At 63.1% G+C, this 17,182-nt stretch carries 13 protein-coding genes; 5 read left to right on the forward strand and 8 right to left on the reverse strand.

What is annotated here, in order from left to right; translation table 11 throughout:
- Window positions 1-37 precede the first annotated feature (37 nt).
- The 6 genes from fdhA to purU all read right to left on the reverse strand — a co-directional run bounded on the left by fdhA (window position 38) and on the right by purU (window position 8,880).
- Window positions 38-1,255: a formaldehyde dehydrogenase, glutathione-independent gene (fdhA, locus tag CGK93_RS02450; RefSeq protein ID WP_026005570.1), complete on the reverse strand. Its 1,218-nt coding sequence runs from the start codon at window positions 1,253-1,255 to the stop codon at window positions 38-40.
- 199 nt (window positions 1,256-1,454) lie between these two features.
- Window positions 1,455-3,773: an FdhF/YdeP family oxidoreductase gene (locus CGK93_RS02455; RefSeq protein WP_089593448.1), complete on the reverse strand. Its 2,319-nt coding sequence runs from the start codon at window positions 3,771-3,773 to the stop codon at window positions 1,455-1,457.
- Between the two features lie 10 nt (window positions 3,774-3,783).
- Window positions 3,784-4,668 (reverse strand): bifunctional 5,10-methylenetetrahydrofolate dehydrogenase/5,10-methenyltetrahydrofolate cyclohydrolase, encoded by an 885-nt coding sequence (locus tag CGK93_RS02460; RefSeq protein WP_089593449.1) that lies wholly within the window; start codon window positions 4,666-4,668, stop codon window positions 3,784-3,786.
- Entirely contained in the window at window positions 4,665-5,291 is a 627-nt protein-coding gene (locus CGK93_RS02465) for a cyclodeaminase/cyclohydrolase family protein (RefSeq protein WP_089593450.1), read from the reverse strand. The genes CGK93_RS02460 and CGK93_RS02465 overlap by 4 nt, the downstream gene beginning before the upstream one ends.
- Before the next feature lie 133 nt (window positions 5,292-5,424).
- Window positions 5,425-7,917, reverse strand: a complete 2,493-nt coding sequence (locus CGK93_RS02470) for a GcvT family protein (protein ID WP_089593451.1) — start codon at window positions 7,915-7,917, stop codon at window positions 5,425-5,427.
- 48 nt (window positions 7,918-7,965) lie between these two features.
- Entirely contained in the window at window positions 7,966-8,880 is a 915-nt protein-coding gene (purU, locus tag CGK93_RS02475) for a formyltetrahydrofolate deformylase (protein ID WP_089593452.1), read from the reverse strand.
- A gap of 120 nt (window positions 8,881-9,000) precedes the next feature.
- Here purU and CGK93_RS02480 point away from each other — a divergent pair, with 120 nt between their 5' ends.
- The 3 genes from CGK93_RS02480 (at window position 9,001) to CGK93_RS02490 (ending at window position 10,980) form a co-directional block, all read left to right on the forward strand.
- Window positions 9,001-9,681 (forward strand): GntR family transcriptional regulator, encoded by a 681-nt coding sequence (locus CGK93_RS02480; protein WP_089593453.1) that lies wholly within the window; start codon window positions 9,001-9,003, stop codon window positions 9,679-9,681.
- A gap of 199 nt (window positions 9,682-9,880) precedes the next feature.
- Window positions 9,881-10,756, forward strand: coding sequence for a pyridoxal 5'-phosphate synthase lyase subunit PdxS (gene pdxS, locus CGK93_RS02485; protein WP_089593454.1), 876 nt, complete (start codon window positions 9,881-9,883; stop codon window positions 10,754-10,756).
- Window positions 10,757-10,761: 5 nt separating this feature from the next.
- Window positions 10,762-10,980, forward strand: coding sequence for a hypothetical protein (locus CGK93_RS02490; RefSeq protein WP_089597128.1), 219 nt, complete (start codon window positions 10,762-10,764; stop codon window positions 10,978-10,980).
- Between the two features lie 32 nt (window positions 10,981-11,012).
- Here CGK93_RS02490 and CGK93_RS02495 read toward each other — a convergent pair whose 3' ends face one another.
- The gene (locus tag CGK93_RS02495) at window positions 11,013-11,945 is read right to left on the reverse strand and encodes a LysR family transcriptional regulator (RefSeq protein ID WP_089593455.1); all 933 of its coding nucleotides are present in this window, start codon (window positions 11,943-11,945) and stop codon (window positions 11,013-11,015) included.
- Window positions 11,946-12,106: 161 nt separating this feature from the next.
- Here CGK93_RS02495 and CGK93_RS02500 point away from each other — a divergent pair, with 161 nt between their 5' ends.
- Both CGK93_RS02500 and CGK93_RS02505 read left to right on the forward strand, forming a co-directional pair.
- Complete coding sequence (locus CGK93_RS02500) at window positions 12,107-13,408, forward strand: aromatic ring-hydroxylating oxygenase subunit alpha (protein WP_089593456.1); 1,302 nt, start codon at window positions 12,107-12,109, stop codon at window positions 13,406-13,408.
- Window positions 13,405-14,820 carry a ferredoxin reductase gene (locus CGK93_RS02505; RefSeq protein ID WP_089593457.1) on the forward strand — a complete coding sequence of 472 codons (1,416 nt, stop codon included), beginning with the start codon at window positions 13,405-13,407 and terminating at the stop codon, window positions 14,818-14,820. The genes CGK93_RS02500 and CGK93_RS02505 overlap by 4 nt, the downstream gene beginning before the upstream one ends.
- Here the strand turns inward: CGK93_RS02505 and CGK93_RS02510 are convergent, their stop codons facing one another.
- Complete coding sequence (locus CGK93_RS02510) at window positions 14,821-16,974, reverse strand: amylo-alpha-1,6-glucosidase (protein WP_089593458.1); 2,154 nt, start codon at window positions 16,972-16,974, stop codon at window positions 14,821-14,823.
- Window positions 16,975-17,182 lie beyond the last annotated feature (208 nt).

Here is a 17,182-nt window from a genome sequence, read left to right on the forward strand (position 1 = left end):
CCGGTACCCGTGTGGTGCGTACTGAGCCGGTGGTGAATTAGGCCTTCACGTAACCGTTGGGGTTCAGTACGAACTTTGTTGCCGCTCCGGCGTCGAATTCGGCGTAGCCGCGGGGAGCGTCCTCGAGCGGGATGGCCTGGGCGTTGACTGCCTTGGCGATCTGGACCTTGTCATGCAGGATGGCCATCATCAGTTGACGGTTGTATTTCATGACCGGGCACTGGCCAGTGGTGAAGGACAAGGACTTGGCCCAGCCGGTACCAAGAGACAGCGAGAGGGAGCCGTGCTTGGCGGCGTCGTCGATTCCGCCCGGGTCGCCGGTGACGTAGAGCCCGGGGATGCCCAGGGATCCGCCGGCGGCCGTGATGTCCATGAGGGAGTTCAGCACGGTGGCGGGGGCTTCGTGGGAGGCATCCTTACCGTGGCCGCGGGCTTCGAAGCCCACCGCATCCACGCCGCAGTCCACCTCGGGAACGCCGAGGATCTGCGCGATCTGTTCCTTCGGATCGCCATTGGACACATTGACGGTTTCGCAGCCGAAGGAGCGCGCCTGCGCCAGCCGGTCCTCGTTCATGTCGCCCACAATCACGACGGCGGCGCCCAGCAGTTGAGCGCCGACGGCGGCAGCAAGGCCCACGGGCCCGGCACCTGCGACGTACACCGTGGAGCCCACGCCGACGCCGGCAGTGACTGCGCCATGGAAACCCGTGGGGAAGATGTCCGAGAGCATGGTCAAGTCCATGATCTTTTCCAGGGCCTGATCGCGGTCCGGGAAGCGCAGCAGGTTCCAGTCGGCGTAGGGAACCAGCACAAACTCTGCCTGTCCACCCACCCAGCCTCCCATGTCCACATAGCCGTAGGCGCTGCCGGGGCGGTCAGGGTTGACGTTGAGGCAGATGCCGGTCTTCTGCTCCTTGCAGTTCCGGCAGCGGCCGCAGGAGATGTTGAACGGCACCGAGACGATGTCGCCCACCTTGATGAACTCGACGTCGGGTCCCACCTCCACCACTTCGCCGGTGATTTCGTGGCCGAGCACCAGGTCCTGTGGAGCTGTGGTGCGGCCACGGACCATGTGCTGGTCCGAACCGCAGATGTTGGTGGTCACGGTGCGGAGGATCGCGCCGTGCGGTACTTTCCGCCCGACGTTTGCGGGGTTGACACCCGGTCCGTCCTTAAGCTCAAACGTTGGGTAGTCAGTGTCAATGATTTCCACGACACCGGGTTCCTTGTAGGCGACTGCTCTGTTTCCTGACATGGTCACTCCCTGTTCTTTGGCTGTTGCTGAAATCTGCTGCCCAATGGTCCGAAAGTGGTGCTTCGGTGAAGAAATACCTCCCCAGGTTTCAGGCCACCGAAGCACCATTCACGGACAACCGGACAGCTGATATTTTCATGAAGTCCTTATAGATATATCAGTCATCCTATGTGACACAGCTCATGCTGTACAGCGCGGCCTAAGCTTTCTCCAGCCTGATGATCACGGATTTGGACGTGGGCGTTCCGCTGGTATCCGCTACGGAATCGAGGGGCACCAGGACGTTGGTTTCCGGGTAGTACGCGGCGGCGCATCCCTTCGGCGTCGAATAGGCCACGAGACGGAAGTTCTCGGCGCGTCGGTCTGTTCCCTGGAATTCGGAGATCAGGTGGACCATGTCCCCGTCGGAAAATCCCAGCTCGGTGATGTCCTCAGCGTTGATGAGCACCACGCGCCGTCCGCCGTGGATGCCGCGGTAGCGGTCGTCCCTGCCATAGATGGTGGTGTTGTACTGGTCGTGGGAACGCAGGGTTTGAAGGACCAGCCGGCCGGGCGGGATCTTGATGAACTCCAGTTCGTTGCCTGTGAAATGTGCTTTACCGGAGGCGGTATCGAACTTCCTGGCATCGCGCGGCGGGTGGGGAAGCACAAAGCCGCCAGGGTGCTGGATCCGCGCTTCGAAGTCCTCAAAACCGTCAAACACGGCTTCGATGTGTTTGCGGATCAGTGCGTAGTCGTCCCGCATGGCCAGCCAGGAAGCCTGCGGCGTGTTGGGCAGGCGGCTGTGCCCATCCGTGAACAGCCTGTCCGCAAGGTTGCAGACAATGGCTACTTCGGAGTGGAGGTGGTCGCTGGCGGGCTTGAGGCGTCCCCGTGATGCATGGACGGCGCTCATGGAATCTTCCACGGTGACCCGTTGATCGCCTGTGCGCTGGGTATCTTTCTCGGTGCGTCCCAGGGTGGGCAGGATCAGCGCCCGGCGGCCGGTGGACAGATGCGAGTGGTTTAGTTTCGTGGAGATCTGAACACTCAACCGGGTGTTGGCCAAGGCCAGCTCGGTGACCTCCGAATCAGGGGCGGCCCTCACGAAGTTGCCGCCCATCCCCATGAAGAAGCGGACTTTCCCGTCCCGCATGGCACGGATGGCTGCCACGGTGTCAAAGCCGTGCTCGCGGGGAGAGCGGAATTCGAATTCCTGGTCCAGCCGGTCGTGGAAGGTCTCCGGCATCTTTTCGAAGATGCCCATGGTCCGGTCACCCTGGACGTTGGAGTGGCCGCGCACCGGGCAGACGCCTGCGCCGGGCTTACCGATGTTGCCCTGGAGCAGCAGGACGTTGACTACATCGCGAAGGGTAGGAACGGAATGCTTGTGTTGGGTCAGTCCCATGGCCCAGCACACGATGGTGGCGCTGGAAGCGAGCATCCGCTCACCCGTTGCATGAATCTGTTCCAGGGTGAGGCCTGTTGCCTCCACGATGTCATCCCACTCCACCTTTTCCAGGAAACGCAGGTAGTCATCGATGCCCACGGTGTGGTTGTCAATGAAGTGGTGGTCCAGGACCGTTTGCAGGCCCGGGGTTTTCCGACCGGCAGCTTCGGCTTCCAGCAGGTATTTGCCCAAGCCTTGGAAGAGTGCCTGGTCCCCGCCGGCACGGATCTGCAGGAAGTCGTCCGTCAGCTGGGTCCCTTGAATCATTCCGGCCACATGCTGCGGGTTCTCGAAATGCAGGAGCCCGGCCTCGGGAAGGGGATTGACGGATACGATAACCGCGCCGTTTTTCTTCGCCTTCTCCAGGGCGCTGAGCATACGCGGGTGGTTGGTGCCGGGGTTCTGTCCTGCAACGAAAATCAGTGACGCCGTTTCCAGGTCCGTCAGGCTGACAGAGCCTTTGCCGATGCCAATGGTTTCCACCAGGGCTGAGCCTGAGGACTCGTGGCACATGTTGGAACAGTCCGGGAGGTTGTTCGTACCAATGCCCCGCACCAGGAGCTGGTACACGAACGCTGCCTCGTTGGACGTCCGGCCCGAGGTATAGAAAACCGACTGATCAGGGTGGTCCATGCCCCGGAGCTCTTCGGCCATGAGGTCATACGCTTCGTCCCAGCCGATGGGCGTGTAATGCGTTGCGCCTTCGTCCAGGAACATCGGGTGGGTGATCCGGCCTTGCTGGCCCAACCAGAAATCATCGCGGGTCTTGAGCTCGGCAACGGAATGCTGAGCGAAAAACTCGGGCGTGACGCGGCGGCGGGTGGCTTCCTCGGCTACTGCCTTGGCGCCGTTCTCGCAGAACTCTGCCGCATTGCGCTTCTCATGTTCAGGCCAGGCGCAACCCATGCAGTCGAACCCGTCCAACTGGTTCACTGCCAGCAGGGTCTGGACACTGCGGAGCGGCCCCATCTGTTCCAGCGAAATTTTCAGGGCGTTGGCAACAGCCGGGATGCCTACGGCCTTGGTCTTGGGTTTGGTGACGGTCAGCTTCGACTCGTCAATGTTCTCGCGCGGAGCTTTGGAATGCATGGGAAACCCTTCAGATCCGGGAAGTGGAAGCAGTCAGCAGTGCGGCGGGGGACTGCTGCCGGGCGGCTTCCGCTGTGTGCAGCAGCAACAGTGCGGTGGTCACTGACCCCACACCGCCTGGAACCGGACTCAGGCCGGCGGCGACGCCGGTGACGCTGGCTTCGTCGACGTCACCCACCAGGGAACCGTCGGGCAGGACGTTTGTTCCGACGTCGATCACTACCGTCTCCGGTGAGACATCGCTGCCCTTCAGCAGCCCGGTGCGCCCCGCAGCAACAACCACGACGTCGGCGGGCCGGGTATGGCGTTCCAGCGGCCCCGACTTGGAATGGCAGATGGTGACGGTCGCGTCCCGCTCCAGAAGGAGCAGGGACAGCGGCTTGCCCACCACGGCGGAACGTCCGACGACGGTGACGTTCCGGCCCGCAACCGGGATCTCAAAGTGGTCCAGCAGTTCCACCACCGCTCGCGCAGTAGCGGGTGCGAAGGCCGGTTGGCCCACAGCCAAGCGGCCGAGGCTGAGGGGATTGGCGCCGTCGATGTCCTTCTCCGGGGCGATGAGCCCCACCAACCGGTCTGCCCGAACGGCTGCCGGCAGGGGAGTTTGGAGGATGATGCCGTGGACGGTTGGCTCCGCGCTGAGGTCCGCCAGGACACTGGCCAGTGCTTGTTCGCTGGCGTCGTGGCCAAGATCGACAATCCTGCATCCAATGCCTGCGCGTTCGGCTGAACGCTCGATCGAACGGACGTACCAGAGCGTTGACTCGTCCTCCGTGGCCACCACAACAGCGAGGGTGGGCCGCATTCCATCGGAGCCAAGGCTTTGGGCCTCATCCTGGGCTTGCTGCCGGATCAGGGAGGCGAGTCCCTTGCCGGAAAGAACTGCAGTGGTCATGAGAGGATCCTTTCGCGGACACGCTTGACCAGGGAGTCGGCGGCCAGGACAACCTTGTCCTCAAGGCCGTCTGTCTGGTCCGCCAAACGTGTGCGGGCTGCGGTGTCTTTGATGGCCACCACGTTGATGTCGATGTTGACCCGGGCGGTGGTGGCGGCAGCGCGGGCTGCATCTGCTGCCGCTGCGACGTCGCTGATGACGTTGGGGTTGGCTACGTCGAAAAGTTCGGTTGCGAGGTCCACCACCTCACCGGAAACCTTGATGAGCTGGGCAGGCGTGTGGGCGGCCTGGACCAGGGCGTCCCGGATGGCGGCGGCCTTTGTTGCCTTGAGCTGCTCGGTGTCGGAGGGCAGCTTGTAGGAGTCGATGACGGACTGGAAAGCGTGTTCGTCGGCGTCCGCCAGCCGCAATGCCTCAACGATCAAGTGGTCGGCTGCGCTGGTGATCCTGGCGACGAGCGCCGCGTGCTGCTCATATTTTGGTCCGGTGGTGTATCTGGCCACCATCGCCACCAAGGCAGCACCCTGTGCCGCATGCAGTGCCGCAGCTGCGCCGCCACCGGGGGTCGGCTGACGTGAGGCGAGCCGGGAAAGGTAGTCATTGATGGTTTCTGAGCTGATCATGTGCCGTCCTGGCTGAACTGGGGGAGAAAGCTGAACTGGGGAGAAGGCTGAGGGGCAAAAGCTGCGGCCCGGACCCTCCCGGCCGCGAAGGAGGAAGGGGCCCGGGCCGCATGCTGTAGCGAACTACGGGGTGTTAGCCGCGGAGCCTGCTCATGGTGGGGTCGTACAGAGGATCCTGGGTCACGGTCGCCTGGATGCGGCGGCCGAAGTACTCGATTTCCACGGAGTCGCCGATTGATACTGCAGCGGGCAGGTACGCGTAGGCAATCGGCTTGCGGACCGAGTAGCCGTAAGCGGCGCTGGTCACGTAACCCACCGCTTGGTCCTTATAGAACACCGGTTCCTTGCCCAGCACCAGGCTCCTGCCGTCGTCGACCGTCAGGCAGCGCAGGCGACGGGCCGAGCCTTCCTCGGTGCGTCCTTCCAGCGCGGCCTTGCCAACGAAGTTCTCCTTCGTCATCTTCACGGCAAACCCAAGACCCGCTTCATAGGGATCGTGCTCGGTGGTCATGTCCGTGCCCCAGGAGCGGTAGCCCTTTTCGAGTCGCAGCGAGCTGAAGGCGGCACGTCCCGCGGCGATGACGCCGAACGGCTGGCCGGCCTTCCACAGAGCGTCCCAGAGGCGCTGCCCGTTGTCCGCGCTGGTGTAGAGCTCCCAGCCGAGTTCGCCCACGTAGGACAGGCGCATCGCGGTGACGGTGACACCTCCAACGGTGACCTTCTTGGACCGGAAGTACTTCAGGCCGTCATTGCTGAAGTCATCGTTGCTGACCGTGCCGATAAGGTCACGGGCCAACGGACCCCACAAACCGATGCAGCAGGTTCCGCCCGTGGTGTCGCGGACCTGGACCCAGTCCCCGGCGCTGCCGTTCTCGGTCTGGTGCCTGGCTGCACGCTCAAAGTAAGCGGTGTCGATGTTGCCGTTGGCACCCAGCTGGAACGTATCTTCGCTGAGGCGGGCCACCGTGATGTCGCTTCGTACGCCGCCGGCCTCGTCCAGGAGAAGGGTGTAGGTGACAGCGCCGGGCTTCTTGGACAGATCTCCGGTGGTCAGTTCCTGGAGCAACTTCAGGGCGCCGGGGCCGGATACCTCAAGGCGCTTGAGCGGCGTCATGTCGTACATGGCAACTGCCGTGCGGGTCTTCCATGCCTCGGCGGCGGCGATGGGCGAGCTGAACATTCCGGACCAGGCATCACGGGCCGGGGGCTGCCAGTCATCCGGCATTTCCTTGAGCAGTTCAGCGTTGGCTTCGAACCAGTACGGGCGCTCCCATCCGGCGCCTTCCAGGAAGTAGCCGCCCAGCTGCTTGTGGCGGGCATGGAAGGGGCTGACGCGAAGGTTGCGGGGGGAGAGCTTGGGCTGGAGCGGGTGCATGACATCGTAGATTTCCACGAAGTTCTGCTGGGATGTTTCGCTGACGTATTCCGGGTTCAGCTGGACTTCTTCAAAGCGGTGGATATCGCAGTCGCCAAGATCGATCTGCGACTTTCCGGTGGTCAGCAGTTCGGCCACGGCGCGGGCAATGCCGGCTGAGTGGGTGACCCATACGGCTTCGGCAACGAAGAAGCCGTCGACTTCCTTGGACTCGCCCACCAGCGAGCCGCCGTCCGGGGTGAAGGAGAAGATGCCGTTGAAGCCATCCTCGATCTCGCTTTCCCGCAGTGCCGGCAGGATCTGCTTGGATGCTTCCCATGCGGGAAGGAAGTCCTCCAGGGTGAAGTCCAGGCGGGAGGGCATGTTGTGCTCGCTGATGCTGCTGGGTTCGTAGCTGCCCAATTCATCCAGATCCACGGGCATGGGGCGGTGCGCGTAGGAGCCGATACCGTAACGGTCGCCGTGCTCGCGGTAGTAAAGGTCCTGGTCCTGATGGCGCAGGATGGGCAGCTGGGCGCCGTTGGGAAGTTCGTTCTTGCCCTTCTGGGCGGGAACCGGGGTGGTCTTGACGTACTGGTGTGCCAGCGGAAGGAGCGGAACGGACATCCCGATCAACTCGCCCACCTTGGCGCCCCAGAAGCCGGCGCAGGACACCACAATGTCTGCGGGGATGACGCCATCGGCGGTCTCGACGCCGGTCACGCGGCGGTTTGACTGCTCAATTCCGGTGACCTCGGTGTTGCCGATGTACTTCACGCCGGCAGCTTCGGTGCGCTTGATGAGCAGTTGCACGGCGCGGGCGGCAAGCGCCAGGCCATCGGTGGGGACGTGAAGGCCACCCAGGATGTCTTCCTCATTGATCAGGGGGTAGAGCTCCTTGCATTCCTCGCGGGTGAGGATCTTGCCGTCGATGCCCCACGACTGTGCGTAGCCGAGCTTGCGCTTCAGGTCGGCCAGGCGCGTCTCATTCGTGGCCACTTCAAGGCCGCCCACCTGGTTGAAGCAGCTCTGGCCATCCTCGGTGAGGGACAGGAGTTTTTCCACCGTGTACTTGGCAAAGAGGGCCATGGACTTTGACGGGTTGGTCTGGAAGACCAGGCCCGGCGCGTGGGACGTGGAGCCACCGGGCATGTTCAAGGGTCCCTGGTCCAGGACGGTGATGTTGTTCCATCCGCGGGTGACCAGTTCGTCGGCGAGGTTGGTGCCGACGATTCCGGCTCCGATGATGACAATGCGGGGCGTGGATGTCATGGGGGTTCTCCTGCTGAAGTTCGTGTGGGGTCTGGGGCGACGGGTGGCTTAGCGGAAAACCACGGTGCTGGTCTGGTCCAGCAGCACGCGGTGTTCGCAATGCCACTTGACGGCGCGGGACAATGCCAGGGCTTCGGCATCCTGGCCCACGGTTGAGAGGGTGGTGGGGCCGTAGCTGTGATCGACGCGGATGACTTCCTGCTCGATGATCGGCCCCTCGTCCAGGTCCGCGGTGACGTAGTGGGCAGTGGCACCCACCAGCTTCACGCCGCGGTCATAGGCCTGGTGGTAGGGGCGGGCGCCCTTGAAGCCAGGCAGGAAGGAGTGGTGGATGTTGATGGCGCGGCCCTCAAGGGCGCGGCAAAGATCGTCGGAGAGGACCTGCATGTAGCGTGCCAGCACCACGAGGTCCGCGTTGTACTCCTCCACCAGGTCAAGAAGGCGCTGTTCAGCCTCTGCCTTGGTGTCAGGGGTGACGGGAATGTAGACGAAAGGCAAGCCTGCGGCTTCAGCCATGGCCCGGTGGGTCTCGTGGTTGGAAGCAACCACGACGAGGTCGCCGCCAAGGCTGCCGCCTCGCCAGCGGAAGATGAGGTCGTTCAGGCAGTGCCCGAACTTGGACACCATCACCAGGACCCGCTTTTTGGTCTGGTCATGGAAGCTGAACTTCATCTTGAAGCGGTCGGCAATCGCGCTGAACTCCTCTTCAAGGCGCTCCGGCGAGTAGGACAGCGGGCCCGAGAAAGCGGTCCGCAGGTGCAGCGTTTGGCGGAGGCCGTCGTCGAACTGTTGGTGCTCTTCGATGTTGAAGCCGCGCTCAAACAGAAAGGTGGTGACTGCCTGCACGATCCCGGCGCGTTCGACGCACGACAATGTGAGTACGAACTTCTGTGCTTGCTCTTCGTTGAGCAATTCGGGCTTGGGTAGTGTGCTTACCGGTGAGTCTGTAGCCACGAGGGTCATGTCTCCTCCTTTAGATATATTCCTGGGTCCTGAACTGATATATTAGGATTGGGATTCAGCGTATACTGGTGACTCAGGCAGGTCAATAGGTTTTCTGGTTGTGAAGAAGGGGAGGGCGCTGTGGCTTTTGGAACTTTGGCAATCGCCGGCGAAGATACGAGGAAGTCTTTGGCTGACCTCGCCTACGAACGCCTCCGGGATCGGCTCTTGATGCTGGACATCAAACCCGGCGACCTCCTCAATGACGATCAGCTTGCCAAGGACCTGGAGATAGGTCGGACTCCGGTGCGTGAGGCCCTGAAGCGTCTGGAGTTGGACCGGCTGGTCATCACCTATCCGCGGCGGGGCACGTTTGCCACCCGCGTGGAAGTAACTGACCTGGCTTTCATCTCCGAGATCCGGGCGCAGTTGGAGCCCCTCGCTGCCGCCAGGGCAGCCCGGGTCGCTTCGCCCGCCACCAGGCAGCACCTGCGGGACGTTATGCAGGCCGTGGAAGCTTTCGATGTCAGCGCGGCTTCAGTAGTGGAAACGCTGCGGCTCGATGCCAGTGTTCACCAGGGGATCTACGCGGCTGCTGCGAATCCCCACCTCGAAGACGTCCTGATCCGCTATGACAACCTGGCCACGCGCATCTGGTGCATGGTCCTGGACCGGCTGCCCAACCTTGAGCACCATGTGCGCGAACACCTGGATCTGCTGCGGGCCGTCATCGACGGCGATGAGGAGAAGGCTGCTGAGTTGGCCCGGGTTCACGTGAGTGGTTTCGAGCAAGCAGTGCGTCAGGCACTTTTCGCGGCCTAGCGCCGTCGGTGCGTTTCCCGGTTGTTGACTCTCTGGTTGGCCGGTTGCATACTGAACACTCCAACTAATATATCATCCGGATATCAGACTGTTGTGGGTTGCCGCTGGTCTGTCCGGGCGCCTGTGATGCAATCACAGCCTTCAGCCCTTGGAGTATTGCGTGACGACAAGACCCCTCCTTTTTGAACACATCCCACTGATGGGCAGCAGCCGCGTTAAGCGGGGCATGGCTGAGATGCTCAAGGGCGGCGTCATCATGGACGTCGTTAACGTCGAGCAGGCCCGCATCGCCGAGGATGCCGGTGCCGTGGCTGTCATGGCGCTTGAGCGTGTCCCGGCCGATATCCGCGCCCAGGGCGGCGTGTCCCGCATGTCCGATACGGACATGATCGATGCGATCATCGCTGCCGTGTCCATCCCGGTGATGGCCAAGGCCCGCATCGGCCACTTCGTCGAAGCCCAGGTCCTGCAGTCCCTCGGTGTTGACTACATCGACGAGTCCGAGGTCCTGACCCCGGCTGACTACATCAACCACATCGACAAGTGGAACTTCACCGTCCCCTTCGTCTGTGGTGCCACCAACCTCGGTGAGGCCCTGCGCCGCATCAACGAGGGCGCGGCGATGATCCGGTCCAAGGGCGAGGCCGGCACCGGTGATGTTTCCAACGCCACCGGGCACATGCGCAAGATCCGTTCGGAGATTGCCAAGCTTGCCGCCCTTCCGGAGGACGAGCTCTATGTTGCGGCCAAGGAGTTGCAGGCCCCGTACGAGCTGGTCAAGGAAGTTGCCGCTACCGGCAAGCTCCCCGTTGTGCTGTTCACCGCTGGTGGCATCGCGACCCCGGCTGATGCTGCGATGATGATGCAGCTCGGCGCCGACGGCGTGTTCGTTGGCTCGGGTATCTTCAAGTCCGGCAACCCGGCAGAGCGCGCCGCCGCCGTCGTGAACGCCACTGCCTACTACGACGATCCTGATGTCATCGCCAAGGTCTCCCGCGGACTCGGCGAAGCCATGGTCGGCATCAACGTCGACGACATCCCGCAGCCCCACCGCCTCGCAGAACGCGGTTGGTGAAGGCCATGACGGACCTGGTCAAGACCGTTCACGGCCGTGGCCTCCGCATGGATTGGGCGCAGCTGACAGGGCACACCGTGGAGGTGTGGCTTTCGGGCGATCACGTCCTCACCGGGGTGGTGGAGCAAGCCGCCGATGACGATTCGGTGCTCTGGATCGCGGCAGAGGGACTCTCCACCAGGAAGCTGTTCGATAAATCGACGGGCTACCAGGTGTGGGCCTGAGCCGCCCCTGTCCGTGCTTGCCCGGGCGACGCTCAGCGGTCGTCCTCGGGGCGGGCCGTGAGGATCCGATGAGCGCTCTCCTGGAGAATGCCGAGCGACTCCTGGATGAGTGGTGAGGCAATACTGCCTCTGCGCGCCGCAGCGATGATGCGGCGGGTGGGCTTCCCCTTGCCGGTGATACGCAGCCGAACCACGTTCTCCGTACTGTGCAGGGGTGCCAGCCGCGGCAGCAGGCCTACGCCCAGTCCCGCCCCCACAAACGCTATCTGGGTTTCCCACTCAACGGCCTCATGCGCAATCCGGGGTGTCACCCCCACCGCCGTGAACGCTGCCGTAAAGAGGGAGTGGTAGGTGGAGCCGGCAGCTTCGGTGATCCAGGGTTCCGAGGCAAGCTCTTCGAGCGTCACCGTTTCCCGCTGTGCCAACGGATGGTCAGCGGGAATGATCACGTCCAGGGGATCGTCCAGCAGCACGGTCTGTTCGAACCGGGGATCGTCCTCGCCGTAGGTTTCGGACTGCATGGCGACGATGACCGCGAGGTCGATTCGTTCTGCCACCAATAAGTCGAAGCAGCGGGCCGGGTTGGCCTCGAGCACCTGGACCTCCAGCAAGGGGCGCGTGGAGCGCAAGGTGGCCGCCAGAGGCGCCAGCAACTGCGCGGCCGCCGTCGAGAATCCGCCGAGCCCAAAATGTGACTGAACCTGATCGCCGGCCTCCATGGCTGCTGCGCGCAGGCTCTCCCATTCGGCAATGAGGGTGTCCGATCCCGTCACAAGAAAGCGGCCGGTGGCGGTCAACCGCACGCCCCGTCCGTCCTTGGTCAGCAGTTGCATTCCCAGCATGCGTTGGAGCTCCCGCAGCTGTGCGGAGACAGCGGACGGGGAGTAGCCGGTGAGCTCCGCAGTGGCGCCGATGGTGCCGCAGCGGGCAAACACCCTGAGTGTGATGAGCCTCGCATCGATCATGCACCTATTGTGCACGGTTATCTTCTGAATCTTGCGCTTTTGTTGCGGTTCAATGATCCCTAACCTCATGACTATAAGGTTTTCGACACCGCTGCCGCCCCCAACGCAGCAGTGCTCCCCACGAAACACACTCTGACCCATGCCTTCCGGGAGGAAAACAAATGTCTGCTCCAGTCGTGCCCCTCAATTCACGCGGAAAACTCGCTTCATCTTTGCCTGCAGAGCAGCTGGCGGAGATCAGCAGTTTGTTCGAGTTCCGGCGCAAGGGATATTCCCTCGATGCGCCCTTCTACACCGACGCCACGATCTTCAAGATCGACATGGAAGCCATTTTTGGCCAGCACTGGATCTTTGCCGGCAGCATCGCCGAACTGCCGGAGCCGGGCGACTACATCACCGTCGACTATGGTCCCTACTCCCTGATCGTGCTGCGCAATGACGACGGCGGCGTGAACGTCCTGCACAACGTCTGCCGCCACCGCGGTGCCCGCGTCCTGACCGAGCCCGCCGGGTCAACCGGAAACCTGGTCTGCGGCTACCACTCCTGGACGTACTCCCCGGAGGGCAACCTGATCCACGCCTCGGCGCCGGGCGAGACCAAGTTCGACAAGGGCTGCTTCGGCCTCAAGCGTGCTCACAGCCGCGTGGTTGCCGGACTCATCTTCGTCTGCATCGCCGACGAGCCGCCGGCAGATTTTGACGAAACGTCCAAAATCTTCGAGCCGTACCTCGCGCCGCACGACCTCTCCAAGACGAAGATTGCCTACCAGCAGAACATCGTTGAAGAGGGCAACTGGAAGCTCGTCATGGAGAACAACCGTGAGTGCTACCACTGCGATGGCCACCCTGAGCTGGCCTGTTCCCTCTTCCCCACCTGGGGCCTGACGGAGGGACTGATTCCGGCCCACCTTGAAGAAGTATGGGACCGCAACAAGGAAGCACAGTCCTCGCTGGAGGAGCGTTGCCGCCGCTACGGCCTGCCCTATGAGGTGGTGGAGGAGCTCGATACCCGCATTGCGGGAATCCGCATCTCACGTGAATCGCTCGACGGCGAGGGCGAGTCATTCTCGGCCGATGGCCGCCGGCTTTCCAAGAAGTTGCTCGGCGACTTGCGGGACTTCCGTCTGGGCCGTTGCTCGATGCACCTGCAGCCCAACAGCTGGTTCCACTTCCAGAGCGACCACGTCATCACGTTCGGTGTCTTCCCCATCAACGAACACCAGTCCCTGGTCCGCACCACGTGGCTGGTAGCCGACGACGCCGTGGAAGGCGTGGACTACGACCTGGAAAAGCTCACCTACACCTGGAAGCAGACCAACCTGCAGGACAAGGCGTTCGTGGAGCTGTGCCAGACGGGCGCCGGCAGCCCCGCCTACGAGCCCGGCCCCTACATGAAGAGCGAATACCAGGTGGAGGCCTTCATCAACTGGTACGTACAGCGTGTCCAGGAGCACTTGGCATGACCGAACTCCTCACTGAGACGGTAGTCCAGGAGCCACATCGGATCCGCGGCCTTGAGATGCCGTGGAACAGGGTAATGGGCAGCACGGAGGGTCCAGCCAGTGCAGCCCGCGCCTTGGGACCGTGGCATCCGCAGGAGTTCATGGCCGAATGCGTGGAGATTGTTCCCGAAGTGGGCGGCATGATGACCTTCGTGTTCCGTCGCTCCGACGGTGCGCCCCTGGCTTTCCGTGCCGGCCAGTACGTGAGCGTCGCCTTCCCCGTGAACGGCGAGGACCAGGATCCGGCGGACCGCAGCTACTCACTGTCCAGCGCGCCCACCAAGCCGTGGACCTTCGACATCACGGTCAAGCGCGATCCCACGGGCTTGGTCTCACCGTGGGTGCACGAGAACATCAAACCAGGGACTGTTTTGGAGATGCTCGGGCCGGTGGGCGCGTTCCACCTGCCCGACGCCGACCGGCGGGCACGGTACCTCCTGTTGGCCGCTGGAGCAGGGATCACGCCCATCATGTCGATGGTGCGGACCATCCACTCCCTGCCGGGAGAGGCCGACGTAGTGGTGCTTTATCACGGAGCGGCGGCGGAGGGCTTTGCCTTCAACAAGGAGCTCGCCTACATCGCCTCCGTCGACTCGCGCATCAAGGTCTTCTATTCCCTGGGCGATCGCGGCAAGCCCGATGATTGGGAAGGACTCAGCGGAAGGCTGACGGCGGCCATGCTGGACCAGGTTGCCCCCGATGCCAACGGCCGGCAGGTCTATGCCTGCGGCCCCGAAGGGTACCTGAACACGGCCACCGAGCTCCTGGGGAAGGTGGGCGTCGACGACACCTCCATCCACATGGAATTCTTCACCGGAGACCGCCAGACCATCCTCGAATATCAGGCGGAACTCGCCCTGGCGGCCGACATTGCGGAGGAAATCGCGGAGGAGATCGCCGATTCTGCCGAGGATTACTACGAAAGCCAGCCCACGGCGTTCGGACTCTACGAGCCCGGCTACGACGCAGGGGGAACCTTGAAGGCCACGGGCCTGCCGCTGGAAACTTCCGATCCGGACGGGTCCGGGTCGGATGCCGCCGACGGCGGTGCGGACGTGGAGCAAGAAGCTGTTACTCCTGATGCCTCGAGCTTTGAGACAGTAGGAACGGGCAGCCTCACCCTGTCCTTCATGCGAACGGGCATCAATGTGCGCGTCGACCCCAGCGAGCACATTCTTGGTCCCGCCCAGCGTGCGGGCGTCAGGATCGGCGCCAACTGCAAGGAGGGCATGTGCGGCTCGTGCAAGATCGTCAAGCTTTCCGGTGAGGTGGAGATGAACCATCAGGGAGGGATCCGGGCCCGGGAAATCGACGCGGGCAAGTTCCTGCCGTGCTGCTCCACCGCGCAGACCGATATGGTGATCGATGCCTAGCTAAGGCTCAGCCCGCCGAAGCTCCGCCCGTTCCACCAGCTCCGTGATCCACGGCCGTTGTGCGCGGTGGAGGGTCATGCCCTCGGGTAGTCCCTCCACCTGCGCCGACGAGCCATCGATGTCTATGGTGATGCGTCCGCTTCCCATGGGGGCGTTGCTGATGTGCAGGTCGCCAAAGGACGCCGGCAGGACCGGGTCCAGCCAGAGCCCTCCCAGGGAAATGTGGGCGTCGTACCGCATGAGTCCGGTGATCAACTGGATGGGGGTGGTGGCGGCCCAGGCTTGTGGGGAACACGCCGTGGGGTAAGGCACCGGTTCCCTGAACTGTTCGCGGGGAAAGCCGCAGAAGAGTTCCGGGAGTCTTCCGCCCGAGGACTCCGCAGCGTCAAGAAGGGCAGTGGCAATACGTTGGGCTTCCTCCACGAATCCGTAGCGGAGCAGTCCAGCCACTATCAGCGCATTGTCGTGGGGCCACACTGATCCGTTGTGGTAACTGGCCGGGTTGTAGGCGCCCATGTCCGTGGCCAGCGTCCGAACGCCCCATCCACTGAACATCTCCGGAGACATCAACCGTTCCACCACCAGGGGTGCCTTGTCTTCATCCACCAGGCCAAACCACAGGCAGTGCCCCATGTTTGAAGCACATGCGTCCACGGGCCGCTTGTCCTTATCAAGGGCCACGGCGTAGTAGCCCTTGTCCGGAAGCCAGAACTCTTCGTTGAACTTCTTCTTCAGGCGATCAGCGCGTTCCCGGAGCTCGGCCGCCAAGGTGAGGTCGCCGTCGTCGTACGCCATCCAGGCGCGCGCCATATAGGCGCCATGCACGTACGCCTGGACCTCGCACAGCGCCAACGGTGGTTCAGCGATGGTGCCATCGGCAAAGTTGATGCCGTCCCAGGAATCCTTCCACCCCTGGTTGATGAGTCCATGTTGGTTGGGCCGTCCGTACTCCACGAAACCGTCGCCATCGCGGTCGCCGTAGTCCCTGATCCAGTCAAGGGCACGGTCTGCGTTGGGGAGGAGCTCCGAAATGACGTCCTTGGCGAAGCCCCACCGGCTGACGGAGCCCAGGACAATCACGAAAAGGGGAGTGGCGTCCACGCTCCCGTAGTACGCGGACTTGCCGCCCAAGGCCAGGCCGCTGGAAATATCCAGCCGGACTTCATGCAGGATCTTCCCCGGCTCCTCCTCGCTGGCAATGTCCACCACCGTTCCCTGCCGGTCAGCGAGGGTACGGAGGGTTCCCAAGGCCAGCGACGGGTCAACCGGCAATGCCATCTCTGACGCCCATAAGGAATCCCGGCCGAACAACGTCATGAACCACGGGGCGCCGGCGGCCACCACCACCCTGTCCGGATGGTCCGGGTCCTGGATCCGCAACGCCCCCAGGTCTTCGTAACTCCGGCTGAGAGTGCGTTGGATGGAACGGTTTCCCACCTGCAGACGAGGAATCTTGGCCACCCATTCCTGCCGACGGCGATCGCTGGGGGACATCTCGCCGCCGGACGGGTGGGCGAACGGCGCTCCTGCGCCGTCCCCGGCGGGAACAACACTCACACGGGTGCTCCAGCGTCCCGACGACGGAATCTTTGCCGTGAAGCCCAAGGCCCGTGCTCCGGCGCCCGCGCCCTCAGCCCGGATCACCACGCCCTTACGGATTCCCTCCCACTTTCCACGGATCACCAGGGAATCGCCCTCCGGGACGCGGGTTTCCTTCCATTCACGGGTGATGCGGGCTTCCTTCACTTCAAAGAGGTCTGCAAAATCCGACTCGGCCGTCAAGAGAATCCGGCACTCCACAGGGTGCTTGGAGTAGTTGCGGACCGTGATTTCCTCAAAGATGCCTGCCCCGACTTCCCTGAGCCTCTCCACCAGCAGGGGGCTGTCCGCATAGCCATCGGAGCGGGGAACCCGGCCTGCGAACAGTGCGCGGTAAGGTTCCCGGATTTCTGCGGCCAAAGGCTCCATCACCTGGCCGTTGATGGTCAGTTCCCACCGCGAAAGAATGCGGGTATCCAGATGGAAGACTCCGTGGGGCAGCTCGGGATGGATGTCTCCGTTGGAGGAGGAAATGCAGAAGGACGAGCCTTCCACCAAGGTGACCGTGCCCGACCCCAAAGGCCCGGCCGCGGTGTCAGCATTCCAACCAACCACTTGGTGCTCCTTGCCACTGGGCTGTGACCGGCCGCTGTCCCGGCCGCTGTGACCGGCGGCTGCTGTGAGGGCCGGTCGGTTGCGTGGATATAGTCGACGCTACGCCGGAGAGGGTGCCGGCACCAGAGCCGTTCGGGACCTCGGTCCAGGGTGGGGAAATTCGTGTCCGCAACCCAGAGTTAACCTGTTTTCCAGTTACTCCGCGGTA

It is taken from the genome of Arthrobacter sp. YN (assembly GCF_002224285.1).
Taxonomy (GTDB): Bacteria; Actinomycetota; Actinomycetes; order Actinomycetales; family Micrococcaceae; genus Arthrobacter.

Excerpts from the sequence above, each read along its gene's own strand:
- fdhA (WP_026005570.1), bottom strand. The coding sequence starts at position 1,255 with ATGTCAGGAAACAGAGCAGTCGCCTACAAGGAACCCGGTGTCGTGGAA.
- CGK93_RS02455 (WP_089593448.1), bottom strand. The coding sequence starts at position 3,773 with ATGCATTCCAAAGCTCCGCGCGAGAACATTGACGAGTCGAAGCTGACC.
- CGK93_RS02460 (WP_089593449.1), bottom strand. The coding sequence starts at position 4,668 with ATGACCACTGCAGTTCTTTCCGGCAAGGGACTCGCCTCCCTGATCCGG.
- CGK93_RS02465 (WP_089593450.1), bottom strand. The coding sequence starts at position 5,291 with ATGATCAGCTCAGAAACCATCAATGACTACCTTTCCCGGCTCGCCTCA.
- CGK93_RS02470 (WP_089593451.1), bottom strand. The coding sequence starts at position 7,917 with ATGACATCCACGCCCCGCATTGTCATCATCGGAGCCGGAATCGTCGGC.
- purU (WP_089593452.1), bottom strand. The coding sequence starts at position 8,880 with ATGACCCTCGTGGCTACAGACTCACCGGTAAGCACACTACCCAAGCCC.
- pdxS (WP_089593454.1), top strand. The coding sequence starts at position 9,881 with ATGGGCAGCAGCCGCGTTAAGCGGGGCATGGCTGAGATGCTCAAGGGC.
- CGK93_RS02490 (WP_089597128.1), top strand. The coding sequence starts at position 10,762 with ATGACGGACCTGGTCAAGACCGTTCACGGCCGTGGCCTCCGCATGGAT.
- CGK93_RS02495 (WP_089593455.1), bottom strand. The coding sequence starts at position 11,945 with ATGATCGATGCGAGGCTCATCACACTCAGGGTGTTTGCCCGCTGCGGC.
- CGK93_RS02500 (WP_089593456.1), top strand. The coding sequence starts at position 12,107 with ATGTCTGCTCCAGTCGTGCCCCTCAATTCACGCGGAAAACTCGCTTCA.
- CGK93_RS02505 (WP_089593457.1), top strand. The coding sequence starts at position 13,405 with ATGACCGAACTCCTCACTGAGACGGTAGTCCAGGAGCCACATCGGATC.